Below are 13042 nucleotides of genomic sequence, written 5' to 3' on the forward strand. Positions count from 1 at the left end.
CAACAATTCAACGACAATTACAACAATAATTCAGCAACTTACCAATGGCAGATATTAATAAAAATATTTCGATAAAAACAACGTGTAATCGTAACAACAAAAGTTACATATTATCAAAAAAATATTATATTGTATAAAAAGGTATTGAATTTATTCCATCTTTTTATACAAATGACCATTTGAAAATTAAAAAAATAAAAATGATTCAAAAATGATTCAAAAACGAATCACGAACGGATCATTTTTGAATTTTACAAAAGCCCCATGTTATCGAGTTGTTCGCGAACAACTTCAACGCCGCGCTCGCAATCTTTGGGAGATTTTCCGCCAGTAACGACAAGCTTTCCGGAACTGAAAATTAAAACGACGACTTTAGGGTCATTGATTCTGTACACAAGTCCCGGGAACTGTTCCGGCTCGTATTCGATATTTTCAAGACCCAATCCGATTGCGATTGCGTTTAAATTTAAAACAGTTTTTAAGTCGGCGGACGCGACGATGTTTTGGACGGAAATTTCCGGCTTTGCAAGAGTTGCGATTCCGATTCCGTTTAATTTTTTAGCCATGTTTCCAATGACGGTGTGAACGTCTTCGACATTTTTCGCGCCGGTACAAACGACTTTTCCGGATGTAAAAACCAGGAAAGCCGCCTTCGGATCGGAAACACGATAAACGAGTCCCGGGAATTTTTGTTTGTTGTATTCGGCGGTTTGGAATTTCTCAACAATTAAGTTTAAGTCAAATTCATTCGCAAGCTTCGTCGATGCGACGACATTTTCAATTTTAATATTAGATTCGCTCATAAGGATACGACCGTTCAATCATTTTTAAATAAATTTATAAAATGCATAATATTGATAAATCTACAAATACAAAAAATAAATTCCAAATAATAATTTTAAAATAACTAATTTTAAAATAATTAATTCAAACAATTAATTTCAAACAATTAATTTTAAAATAACTAATTTTAAAATAATTAATTCAAACAATTAATATTAAATTAATTTACATTAAAATAATTAATTCTCCCGATATATAATATATCAAAGAGTGGCAAGGTTTTGCCGAAAATAAAAATCACAACAGTAATTCATATTTTTGCGGTGCACATGTAAATGTTTCACCACCTATATAAAGGTGTATATAAAATTTATATACTTTTTATACATTTTGCCTCTCTTTTTGGGAAGTTGCACAAATCCAGCCGCATTCTTTTAAATTTATTTTTAAATATTTTTAAATATTTTTAAATATTTTTAACGGTTCCGAATTTTCGGTTTTCATTGGTTTGAAATCATTTTTAAATCTTTTAAATAGGAGAAGCCCCTTCTTTTCTTCATGGAAATTGAAGATTCATTTTGTTCACTTGATGAAATTGCGGATTTACTTTCAGCCGGCGGTTTTTCCTTTAGAACGGGCTTTGATGATGACTTTGATGACATGGGAGATGATTTTGAGGATAAAAATGAAATGTTTCGAACCGGTTTAAATAAAAACACCGCCGATACGCAATTGTCCGCCGCTCAGTTTTCGGTCGAACTTTCCCCGGAAGAAATCCAGCGGCTGGAATTGGAATTGCCCGAACCGGACAGCGAAAAAAATGATGAAGAGGAGGAAAATGAAGAAAACGAATGGAACGAAAATTCTGATGAAAAATATCTTGAAAATTTTGAAAAATTCAATGCATCCTCATTTCAAAAAGAATTAGAGGCTGCCGAAATTGTTTATTTTGATTTGTTCAAATCCAAACGATATGTGAAAACGCTAATTTTTCAAAAAGAAGAGAAGGCTTATTACCTCATCGGATTTTGCGAAGCCCCGATGTGCCGGGTTAAAAATTAAAACAAAAAATGATTTTACACATTTTTCACAATTTCATATGCTTTCTTTTTGGCTTTTTCAAAATCCGCATCCGAATCACTTTTTAAGAGTTCCCAAATTTCATCGGAATCCATAATTTCCCAAAGAACCGCTTGCCGTTTCTTTTGGTCCGGAATTGTCTTTTTGAGTTCTTCCCGCATCTCATTTTGAATCAAAATCATTTTTTCAAAATCGGAGCCGATTGTTTTTTCAATTTGAATGCGGACATACTTCGTAACCGCAGGACTTTCCCCGCCGGAGGAAATCGCGATTGACAACCCGTTTTTTTCAATGAGGGACGGAATGACCACCGCGTCCGCACCGCCCGCGTGGTTGACCAAAATGCCGGTGGATTTCGCAATTTTGGAAATTCGGTCGTTTAAAGCGTTGCTGGGTGTTGCGGCAACAACCAAAAACACACCTTTCATAAGTGTTTTTAAATCGGCGTCGGACATTTTGGAAATATCTTTTTCAAGAATTTGAATTTGACCGGATTGGGCATTTTTTAAAAGCAGATCTGTAAATCGAAGGCTGACGACCGTGACAGGCGCACTCTTCATAAATCGGAGAGCTTTGCGTTCCCCGACGGTACCGCCGCCAAAAATGAGGACAGGCTTTTCGGAAAAATCAATAAAAAGAGGCAGATATGGATTGGAAATCTCTTTGTATTCATTCATATTTTCATTCATATTTTTCTCTCTTTTTTGTTCTATTCAGGATTATTAATCCGAGTTTCCATTCAGGATTTTAATCCCATGTTCTTTTTCATATACGAACCCCTGTTTTTTTGAATTCTTTTTCACTGAAAACAAGTTTGTAGTCCGCAATACCAACCGCTTCGGAAATTCTAACAGCGACCGCTTCACATTCCTCGGTGCTGCGTCCATGAATCATCGTGTACATATTGTACGGCCACTCCGCCGTCCGTGGACGTTCATAGCAATGACTGACTTCATCAAACGATGCCATGATTTTCCCCGTATCTGAAACTTTGCTTGGCGCGACATCCCAAACGCACATTGCGTTTGCGGTAAACCCGATCACCAGATGACCAATGGACGCGCCGAAACGGCGGATTTTTTTTTGTTCCGCAAGAGTCTTGATTCGGAAAACGACCTCTTCTTCGGAAATGCCCAGCACATTTGCGTATTCCAAAAATGGAGCGTGAGTAAACTCAATTCCATCTTGCATCAGCCGGATTAACTTTTCATCCGTATCATCCAACCGGGCAGACGGATTTTCTTTTCGGACTATGAGATTCTCCGCAATTTCTTTTGTGTTTTCCGGCACGCTTTTTTCTCCGAGGGATTCATGAATGGGATGGAATTGAATAATAAATTGTGATGGAATTATAATTTGGATGGAATTATAATTTGGATGGAATTGAATAATAAATTGTGATGGAATTATAATTTGGATGGAATTGAATAATAAATTTTGATGGAATTATAATTTGGATGGAATTGAATAATAAATTGTGATGGAATTATAATTTGAATTTGACTTGGATTTTAAATTGCCGGACCGTCGGCAGATTCAAAAGCGGACACTTTAATTTTTCCTGAATTTCCGATAAGATGGTATCCAGCCGTTCTTGTGTCGGCGCAGACACGGTAAACCAGATGTTGTATTCCTCATTTCGAAGATAATTGTGGGAAACTTCAGGATATTTGCTGATGACCGCTGCCGCTTCTTCAATTTGGACCGCCGGGACTTTAACGGCGGCGAGCGTATTGGAACCGCCCAGCCCACGCGTATTAATCACGGGACCTATCCGCCGGATTGCTTTTTCCTGCTGTAGCCGCTTTAATTTTTCAATCACGACATCTTCCGTGGTCCCGATTTTTTCGGCAATGATCTCAAACGGATGAACCGTCACCGGAAAATCCAATTGAATGAGGTTGATAATTTGTTTGTCGATGTCATCGAGTTCAATCGGGGACGCCGATGAAATCAGCGGTGTTTGTTCCATAATCCGTATCTCACGTTTTTTCATTTGCATTTTCATTGTAATCTGTTTTTACAATTCTGCAATCCATTTATTTTTATAATTGTTTGGAAACGACCATTTTAATTAATAAATATTTTCATGGTTCGGGTCGTTCTGTTTTGAATTCGGATATTATTTGCCGGTTTTGCGGGCTTGTTTTAAAGCATAGCCGGGCGGCACATAAGAACAGAGCGGCTCTTCTTCCATGTAATCGTTTGTCTCATGGTATGCGCGCGCCCGACAGCCGCCACAAACCGTTTTGTATCCACAGTCGCCACATTTTCCTTTGTAAGCGGCGTAATTTCTCAAATCGTTAAACACTTTTGCATTTTCCCAGATTTCCTTAAACGGTGTTTTTCGGACATTTCCTGCCAAAACCGGCAGGTAACCGCACGGGTTGACATCACCGATGCTGGAAATAAATCCGAAAGAAATACCGCCGAGGCAGCCTTTTGTCATGGCGTCAAGACCATGCGTTTTTGGCGTGACTTCAACGCCTTCTTCTTTGGCTTTTTGGCGTAAGATTCTGAAATAATGCGGTGCACACGTCGGACGGATTTGAAGAGTTGTTTTTTTGGAAATGCCGTAAAGCCATAACAAAGCGGTTTCGTATTCTTCCGGGGAAATTTCAAATTCGCTCAGTTCCGCCCCTCTTCCGGTCGGAACCAAAAAGAAGAAATGATGCGCTGCCGCACCGATTTCTTTGGTAAAAGCATGAACATCTTCCAGCTCCTCCACATTGAACCGGGAAACGGTGGTATTGATTTGAAATTCAACGCCCGCGCTATTTAAATTTTGAATCCCGCGCATGGAATCTGAAAAACAGCCTGGAATACAACGAAACGTGTCATGCGTCCGTTCCCGTCCGTCTAAACTGATGCTGACTCTTTGGATGCCGGCCTCCCGTATTTTTTGAGCGATTTCTTGGGTAATCATCGTCCCGTTTGTCGCAAGCGTCATCCGAAAACCCAGATCTGTCCCATAGCGGGCGATTTCAAAAATATCGGGACGCATTAAAGGCTCGCCGCCGCTTAAAATAATAATCGGAGTTCCCGTTTCCCGAATGTCACGAAGCATTTTTTTGGCTTCGTCCGTTGTCAATTCGCCGGTGGCAGAGTTGAGAGTCGAAGACCCTCGGCAATGTTTACAAGCCAGATTGCAAGCGGCCGTGGTTTCCCAAGCCAAAATCCGTGGCGGCCGGACGCCGGAGGTGTCATCGGCCGGAGGCAATCCTCCCGAATGTGTATTTTCGGAAGTTATATTTTTGGAATGCGCGGTCTCAGGATGTGTTTTTTCAGATTGCGGATTTCCCGGATGTTTCGATTGTTCCATTTTTCCCCCTCATTTCAATATGAAACCATTTTTATTCGATGTCTTAATTTTTTTTATCTCAAAGTTTTGTGATCTAAGGCTTTACGTCTCATGAAATGGTCTAAAATAACAATGGCTGCCATCGCTTCGCAGACCGGGACAATCCGGGGCGCAATCACCGGGTCGTGCCGTCCGGAAATTTCAATGATTTCATTGTCTTTTGTGTCCAAATTGACGGTGCGCTGCGGCCGCGCAATGGAAGGCGTTGGCTTCACCGCCGCCCGGAACCGGATTTCTCCGCCGGTAGAAATGCCGCCTAAAATGCCGCCGGAATGATTCGTTTTCATGGAAATTGTCCGGCCGGTGCCGTCATCCGTCCATTCCATTTCATCATTAAATTGGCTTCCCTGCGCGCTCCCGGCCAAAAATCCGTCTCCAATTTCAAATCCCTTGACGGCACCGATACTCATGATGGCTTTGGCCAAATCGGCGTCAAGTTTGTCAAAAACGGGTTCCCCAAGCCCTGCCGGAATGCCGCAAATTCGTCCCTCGACAATTCCGCCGACAGAATCTTTGTTTTCCTGCGCGGCTTTCACTGTTTTTTCCATGGCGGACGCGGCAGCAAAATCGGCGCACCGGACCGGATTTTCCTGAATTCTTTCTTTGATTTCGGGGAGGGAAAACTTGTCCAAAACGCATGAATCGGCATGAACCATTCCGATTTGAACGACATGGCAGACGACTTCGATTCCGGCAGCCGCCAATATTTTTTTGGCAACGGCACCGGCCGCGACACGCCCGACCGTTTCCCGTCCTGAACTTCGGCCGCCGCCACGGTAATCATAATTCCCGTATTTTTCAAAATAGGCCAAATCTGCATGACCCGGGCGCGGAGTTTTTTGAAGAGATTCATAAGCGGAAGAATGGGCGTCTGAATTTTTCACCATCAACGAAATCGGCGCTCCGGTCGTTTTTCCCTCAAAAACCCCGGACAAAATCACCACCGTATCCGGCTCTTTTCGAGGAGAGGACACGGTGCTTTGCCCGGGTTTTCGGCGGTCCAGCTCTTTTTGAATATCCGCGTCCGAGAGCGAAATGCCCGAAATGACGCCGTCAATAACAACGCCGACCGCATCACCGTGAGACTCTCCCCACGTCGTTATCCGAAACAATTCTCCAAAGCTGTTTCCCGCCATATTTTCGCCTGTAAATTTTTGGTTGGCGTCAAGTTGATTGGCTTGACGATGCCTACGAAATAATTCTAAATCCAAATAAAAATCATTTTGCTTGAAAAACCTAATTCTTTGGAAGTAGAAATATGTTTGGGATACGGATCGGATGATTTAAGCAACATTTCATTTTCAGCGTTTTTTCCAATCATTTCTTTTTCCAATCCAAGCAAACCTTCCGATTTTAGGATTGTTGCGACGGTTTATGATTTTAGGATTGCTGCGACGGTTTATGATTTTAGGATTGTTGCGACGGTTTATGATTTTAGGATTGCTGCGACGGTTTATGATTTTAGGATTGTTGCGACGGTTTATGATTTTAGGATTGTTGCGACGGTTTATGATTTTAGGATTGCTGCGACGGTTTATGATTTTAGGATTGTTGCGACGGTTTATGATTTTAGGATTGCTGCGACGGTTTATGATTTTAGGATTGCTGCGACGGTTTATGATTTTAGGATTGCTGCAACTGTCTCACTACACCCATTTCTTTTAAAATTCATATTTCGATTCAATCAGATGCGACCGCATCTGATTGAATCGGGATGTTTTGCCTGTATTTTTAAGGAGATAATTAAGAACTAATTTTGAAATTGTATTTTTTGGATTTTTGCCACTTTATTTTGGATGGAATTTTGGAATTTGATTTGTTTTGAAATTTTGAAACTTTTAGGAATTTTGGATTTGAATTTTGGATTTGAATTTTGGATTTGAATTTTGGATTTGAATTTTGGACTTGAATTTTGGATTTGAATTTTGGACTTGAATTTTGGACTTGATTTTTGTTTTAGATTTTTATAATTTTGATTTTTGTTTTAAATTTTTTATATATTTGAGTTTTGTCCGATTTTTGAAAAAAACTTAAATTTGAAAAAATACTTCTTTCTTTATTTTTCAGAAAAACCGGACTTTTTAAAATGGACTTTCTCTCAGAACATAAGAAAAATTGTGACCAATGCGGTCTTTGCATTTCGGTTTGCCCGAGCTATGGCGATTTGGGCATTTTGTCCGATTTGTACGGCTACTTGTCCGAATCCCCAAAATCAGAATCCGAACCGGTGTCGCTTCCCAAAAATCCGGACCATGACATCCGGTTGTGCTACACCTGCAATGTTTGCACTGTCACGTGCCCTCAAGATCTGGGCATTCGAAAACTCATTTCCCTGGCGCGCGAGAAGAAAACAAAAGAATTCGGGATTTCGGATGAGCAAAGATTGGCAGACCCATTTTCGGACAACAACATGTACAAAAAAATCGGAGAATGGGAAAAGCCGGTTGTTTTCAAAAATGAAGGAAAAGCGTGTGATGTAATCTATTTCCCGGGCTGTGCCGCATCCTGCATGAACAAAGTGGTCGGAAAATCCACCGCCAAAGTGTTGGATGCGGCCGGCGTTCATTATTCCGTCATGAGCGGAATTGATTACTGCTGCGGGTCGGTTGCCTTTGGCGCCGGAAACAAAGAACCGCTTCTTAAAATCGGACAAAAAAACATAGATGAAATCACCCGCCGGGGCGCCAAAATTTTGGTGACGACCTGTCCCGGATGCTATCGCGCCTTTAAAATAATTTACCCATCGCTTTTTGGAGAACTTGGCTTTGAAGTGCTCCAAACATCGGAATATTTCCTCCGGCTGATTCAGGAAGGAAAACTGACATTTAAACGCGATATGACGCAATATTTAAAAAAGTCCACGCCGCTCATTCTTTATTATCAAGATCCGTGCCATTTGACCCGGGCAGCCGGCATTTACAATGATCCGCGCCGTGCGCTCCAAGCTGTCCCACACGTATCTGTTGCCAACCCATCGCCTCAAGACTCCATTTGTTGTGGATTTGGCGGCGGCGTTCGGACAGTTTTTCCTCAAAAATCTCTTTCTCAAGCCGCAAAAATTCATGGGGCCGCTGAAAATTCAAACAGTGATGTCATTATTACCAATTGCGGCGGATGCATGAAAAATATTATTGAAAGCGGGTACAATTCCAAAAGCCGTCTTTTGGTTTACGACTTGGCGGAATTTCTATCGCTCGCGTGCGGAAACCCGCCAACTGAGCGGGATGATCAAAAACTCATCCGGCTGTCCAATACGGCACTGATTCATTGCCTTTCGAATTATGATTTTAATCCATACGATGGATAACGTCATAAATTAAAGCATTTTCAAATTATAAAAAACAAATCAAATATTATTAAGGACATTTTCAAATACAAAAGAATAAATCAAATTATAAAAGAATAGATCTAAGAATTCTTTGGAGGAAAGAGTCCGGAAAAGTCTTTTCCTCCTCATGACAAAGTTTTAATAAAAAAGAAGAGTTAGTCCCCTAAATTAATCCGATTTCATATAATCGCCGTATTCAAATTTAATTCAAATTTAATTCAAATTTTATTTTTTTCAAAGGTATTAAAATGACAGAAATTACACATTGGGCAGACGTTGTTGCAGAAGAAGTCGCCGCCAAAGGCGGCAAAAATATGATTTCCACCGGAATCACGCCGTCCGGTCACATTCACATCGGAAATATGCGAGAAGTCGTGACGGCAGACGCTGTTTACCGGGCCGTCAAAGATCTCGGTGAAAACCCCGATTTTTATTATATTGCGGACAATTACGACCCGCTCCGAAAAGTCTATCCTTTTTTGACCGAAGAAGCTTACGGCGCCCACGTCGGTAAACCGATTTCTGAAATTCCCTGTCCGTGCGGCGCGCACAAAAGCTATTCCGAACACTTTTTAGAACCGTTTTTACAATCCATGGAAACACTTGGCATTCACCCCAAAGTTCTCCGAACAGATGAACTCTACAAAGCCGGTGCCTTTGTCGAATCCATCAAAACCGCGCTGAAAAACCGAGACAAAATCGCAACCATTCTCAAAGAGGTTTCCGGAAAAAGCGTGATGCCGGAGTGGAGCCCATTTAATCCGATTTGTGAAAACTGTTTAAAAATCAATACCGCCAAAGTAACCGGATTTGACGAAACGGCGGAAACTGTCAACTATATCTGTTCCTGCGGCAAAAGCGGACAAGTTCCCATGAAAGGTGGCGGCAAATTAACGTGGCGGGTGGAGTGGCCGGCCAAATGGGGAATTTTGGGCGTGACGGTCGAGCCTTTTGGAAAAGATCACGGCTCCAGTGGCGGCTCTTATGATTCCGGCGTTCGAATCGCCCGCGAGGTCTTCGGGCACGAACCCCCGTATCCGATTGTTTATGAATGGATTATGCTGGGCGAACAGGGGGCGATGTCGTCTTCCGCCGGCGTCGTCGTATCTATTTCCGATATGCTTGACGTAGTCCCGCCGGAAACACTGCGGTTTTTGATTATGAAAACCAAACCGGAAAAACATATTAAATTCGACCCGGGACAGCCGCTTTTGAATTTGGTGGACGAATATGAACGTCTCCGGGACAAAGAGGACCCGACCGGTCTTGAAAAAAGAATTGTCGAATTGTCCAAAGCGGAAGGCGTTACACAATCTCAGATTCCATTTAAACAAATGGTCACTATTTACCAGGTTGCCGGTGGCGATTTAAAACAAATCGAAAAAATCGCGAAGCGCTCCGGCTTTAACGAAGATTCCGCCGTCATTCACCAGATGGCCAAAAATGTCGGCATTTGGCTGGATAAATACGCGCCGGTTTTTGCAAAATTCGGTGTGAAGGACACGGTTCCGGTTCAATGCGCCTCCCTGACAAATACACAGCGCGCATTCTTAATTGCGTTTTCGGATGAATTATCCGCACTTTCAAGCGAACTGACAGCCGAGGATGTCCAGCGAATTGTTTATGAAACAAAAACAGACGGCACAAAAATTTCAAAAAATATGATAAATTATGCCGGCGGGGCTCTTCCCGCGGATGAAATGGACCCGAAAAATTTCTTTGCCGCTATTTATTTGGCACTTCTCGGGCAATCATCGGGACCCAAAGCCGGATGGTTTTTAACATCTTTTGACAACGCTTTTTTGGTCCAGCGGTTTAAAGAGGCTGCAGCTTACCGACCATAACCGATTAATGAACATTTTGATTCAATAGATTTTAATTCATTCAATTAAAATCATTCCAATTTAAATTTAAAAAATCATCTGAATTTATAAAAATATTCGGAAAAAAAAGAGGTGGGACAAATGCTTGAAAAACTCAAACAATCGCTTTTGGAAGCCCCGGTCATTCAAAAGGAATCCGAGGGACAAATTTACAATTATTTTGTCCACCCGATTTCGGATGGCATTCCGGCGATTCCTCCTGAAATATTAGATGAAATTTCTGATTTTATCCTTCACTCTTTTTCCAAAAATTTGCCGGCCGATTTGATTGTAACGATTGAATCCATGGGAATTCCGATTGCAATTCCGCTGTCCATGAAATCCAAAATTCCAACCTGCATTGTCCGCAAAAGAAAATACGGGCTCCCTGGTGAAGTCGAATTATCGCAATCGACGGGATACTCCAAAGGAAAATTGTATCTCAACGGCTTGTCCAAAGGCGACCGCGTTTTGATTGTGGATGACGTCATCAGCACCGGCGGGACGCTTAAAGCGCTGCTCAACTGCCTGGATGAAATGGGTGTTGTCGTCGCCGGCGTGTTTTGCGTGATCGGGCGCGGAGACGGACAAAAGCAAATCTTTCAAGAGACCGGTCATAAGGTAACGGTTTTAGTAAATATCGATGTCACAAAAGATGGCGTGATTCTTCTTGGAGGAAACGAATGAACAACCGTCCGGCGGATTTGAATCAAGCGTTTCAAAAAGACAAATCCGAAAAACCGGATTTCGTCTCTTCCAATATTTTTGATTTAAGCCGCTTTTCTTATGATTTTGAAATCAATCAAATATTTGAAAAAATCAAAGAAATTCAAATTCGGAAGAATTAGCAGAGCCATCAAAACAATATTCAAAATAATAAAATTCAAAACAATATTCAAAATAATAAAATTCAAAACACATCCTCTAGTCCTGTTTTAATCGGCCTTCAATTTCCGGAGGGACTCAAAAAGCATGCGGTTCCGTTGTCCCTACTCTTGGAAGAAAAAACCGGCGCACAGGTTCTGATTTCCGCCGACCCGTGTTTTGGTGCCTGCGATTTAGATGTCTCTCTTTTGTCCCAAGTGGATTTGCTGTTTCATTTCGGGCATTCACAATTGGAACAAACCGATTTGGAAAAGAAGGTTTTTTTTATCGAAACCCGGTCCAAAGCGGATGTCGGACCGGCCGTGACAGCAGCACTGCCACTCCTTCCGGAAAAAAAGATTGGAATTCTCACAACCGTTCAACATGTTCATCAACTGGATACTGTCCGCCGCCTCTTGGAAAATGCCGGAAAAGAAGTTATTTTGTCCCGAGGAGACAACCGGATTGCGTATTCGGGACAGGTTTTAGGCTGTAATTTTTCTGCCGCCCGATCATGTGAAAATTCACCCGATGCCAAAAAGTGTGAGGCTTATTTGTTTATCGGCAGCGGTCGATTCCATCCGATCGGAATTGCGCTGTCCGCTCAAAAAAAGGTGGTTTGTGCCGATCCATTTTTGTCGGAAGCGTTTGAATTGGATTTTCGCAAATTTTTGATGCAAAGAAGTGCCGTCATTGGAAATTCGATGGAGGCCAACCTTTTCGGGATTATTGTGTCCACAAAAAACGGGCAGTGCCGGAAAAAATTGGCAAAAAGGCTGAAACAAAAAGCGGAGGAACATGGAAAGAAAGCCGTCATTTTGCAGATGGATTTGGTAACACCAGACCAGATGCTGAATTTTTCGGTGGACGCATTTGTCAACACTGCTTGCCCGCGGCTGGCGGTGGACGATTCGGGACGGTATCCGGTTCCCGTTTTGACGCCGCAGGAATTTGAAATTGTTCTGGGAGAACGCTGCTGGGAAGATTTGGTTTTGGATGAAATCCTGGAAGGTGAGCGGGAATAAAACAAAAAGGAAAGTAAAACCGGACCTCTATGAAACTGAAAAAATTAGAAATGGCTCTTGAAAAAGCGGAAGGGTTTGTTGCGCCCAGCCTCGCTCTTGAGCAATACAAAACCCCGGCACCGCTTGCGGCGTCTTTTCTTCATATGGCGTATATGAGCGGCGACATTGAAGACAAAACCGTCTATGATTTCGGTTGCGGAACAGGAATTTTGTCGATTGGTGCCGCTCTTTTGTCTGCCCGGCAGGTAACCGGTTTTGATATTGACAAAAATGCGGTGGTCTCCGCCATAAAAAACGCCGAAAATTTGAAAGCCGGGGATTGTGTCTCTTTTTTAGAAGCGGATGTTTCCGACATCCCCGAATGGATTTTGTCCAAAAAATTGGAGCGTGCCGACACAATTGTTATGAATCCGCCATTTGGGGCGCAAGAAAAAGGAAATGACCGGCCGTTTTTAAAAGCGGCGGTTGCGGCAGGTAATATTGTTTATTCAATTCACAACAAAGGAAGCCGGTCTTTCATAGAAAAATTTATAAGACCCGCAACAATTACGGATTGTTTTAAAGCGGAATTTCCGATTCGAAAAACATTCGATTTTCACCAAAAGGAAATTGAAACGATCGATGTGGAAATCTACCGGATTGAAAATCCAATTTAAATCAAAAGTTATTCATTCATCCCCTCATAATTTATCATTTATTCAATTGAATTGTCATTTTTCATGGTTGAATTTATCAAGGT

The 13042-nt window shown here is 41.9% G+C and carries 14 protein-coding genes; 8 read left to right on the plus strand and 6 right to left on the minus strand.

Features of this window, described 5'->3' with window-relative positions:
- Nucleotides 1–251: 251 nt before the first annotated feature.
- Nucleotides 252–803, minus strand: coding sequence for a TATA-box-binding protein (locus tag MsAm2_RS06345; protein WP_338097421.1), 552 nt, complete (start codon nucleotides 801–803; stop codon nucleotides 252–254).
- Nucleotides 804–1341: 538 nt separating this feature from the next.
- Here MsAm2_RS06345 and MsAm2_RS06350 point away from each other — a divergent pair.
- On the plus strand, nucleotides 1342–1845 hold the full coding sequence (locus MsAm2_RS06350) for a hypothetical protein (protein WP_338097422.1): 504 nt from the start codon (nucleotides 1342–1344) through the stop codon (nucleotides 1843–1845).
- A gap of 14 nt (nucleotides 1846–1859) precedes the next feature.
- On the opposite strand, the gene MsAm2_RS06355 is transcribed toward MsAm2_RS06350, so the two are convergent.
- The 5 genes from MsAm2_RS06355 to aroC form a co-directional block, all read right to left on the minus strand.
- Nucleotides 1860–2552, minus strand: coding sequence for a precorrin-2 dehydrogenase/sirohydrochlorin ferrochelatase family protein (locus MsAm2_RS06355; RefSeq protein WP_338097423.1), 693 nt, complete (start codon nucleotides 2550–2552; stop codon nucleotides 1860–1862).
- 76 nt (nucleotides 2553–2628) lie between these two features.
- On the minus strand, nucleotides 2629–3087 hold the full coding sequence (gene ahbB / locus MsAm2_RS06360) for a siroheme decarboxylase subunit beta (RefSeq protein WP_338098521.1): 459 nt from the start codon (nucleotides 3085–3087) through the stop codon (nucleotides 2629–2631).
- Between the two features lie 262 nt (nucleotides 3088–3349).
- Entirely contained in the window at nucleotides 3350–3865 is a 516-nt protein-coding gene (gene ahbA / locus MsAm2_RS06365; RefSeq protein WP_338097424.1) for a siroheme decarboxylase subunit alpha, read from the minus strand.
- Nucleotides 3866–3985: 120 nt separating this feature from the next.
- Complete coding sequence (ahbD, locus tag MsAm2_RS06370; RefSeq protein ID WP_338097425.1) at nucleotides 3986–5185, minus strand: heme b synthase; 1200 nt, start codon at nucleotides 5183–5185, stop codon at nucleotides 3986–3988.
- A 53-nt stretch (nucleotides 5186–5238) separates the two neighbouring features.
- Nucleotides 5239–6360, minus strand: coding sequence for a chorismate synthase (gene aroC, locus MsAm2_RS06375; RefSeq protein WP_338098522.1), 1122 nt, complete (start codon nucleotides 6358–6360; stop codon nucleotides 5239–5241).
- Between the two features lie 108 nt (nucleotides 6361–6468).
- Here aroC and MsAm2_RS06380 point away from each other — a divergent pair, with 108 nt between their 5' ends.
- From MsAm2_RS06380 to MsAm2_RS06410, 7 genes are all read left to right on the plus strand, one after another.
- Nucleotides 6469–6978 (plus strand): hypothetical protein, encoded by a 510-nt coding sequence (locus MsAm2_RS06380; protein WP_338097426.1) that lies wholly within the window; start codon nucleotides 6469–6471, stop codon nucleotides 6976–6978.
- Nucleotides 6979–7310: 332 nt separating this feature from the next.
- Entirely contained in the window at nucleotides 7311–8531 is a 1221-nt protein-coding gene (locus tag MsAm2_RS06385; protein ID WP_338097427.1) for a (Fe-S)-binding protein, read from the plus strand.
- 269 nt (nucleotides 8532–8800) lie between these two features.
- Nucleotides 8801–10396 carry a lysine--tRNA ligase gene (gene lysS / locus MsAm2_RS06390; RefSeq protein ID WP_338097428.1) on the plus strand — a complete coding sequence of 532 codons (1596 nt, stop codon included), beginning with the start codon at nucleotides 8801–8803 and terminating at the stop codon, nucleotides 10394–10396.
- Nucleotides 10397–10516: 120 nt separating this feature from the next.
- A complete protein-coding gene (hpt, locus tag MsAm2_RS06395) occupies nucleotides 10517–11101 on the plus strand; it encodes a hypoxanthine/guanine phosphoribosyltransferase (protein ID WP_338097429.1) in 585 nt (194 codons plus the stop codon).
- The gene (locus MsAm2_RS06400; protein ID WP_338097430.1) at nucleotides 11098–11262 is read left to right on the plus strand and encodes a hypothetical protein; all 165 of its coding nucleotides are present in this window, start codon (nucleotides 11098–11100) and stop codon (nucleotides 11260–11262) included. The genes hpt and MsAm2_RS06400 overlap by 4 nt, the downstream gene beginning before the upstream one ends.
- Nucleotides 11263–11280: 18 nt before the next feature.
- Nucleotides 11281–12303: a diphthamide biosynthesis enzyme Dph2 gene (gene dph2, locus MsAm2_RS06405; protein WP_338098523.1), complete on the plus strand. Its 1023-nt coding sequence runs from the start codon at nucleotides 11281–11283 to the stop codon at nucleotides 12301–12303.
- Between the two features lie 29 nt (nucleotides 12304–12332).
- Complete coding sequence (locus MsAm2_RS06410) at nucleotides 12333–12959, plus strand: METTL5 family protein (protein ID WP_338097431.1); 627 nt, start codon at nucleotides 12333–12335, stop codon at nucleotides 12957–12959.
- Nucleotides 12960–13042: the final 83 nt, after the last annotated feature.

The sequence above is a fragment of the Methanolapillus ohkumae genome, from assembly GCF_032594355.1.
Taxonomy (GTDB): Archaea; Halobacteriota; Methanosarcinia; order Methanosarcinales; family Methanosarcinaceae; genus Methanolapillus; species Methanolapillus ohkumae.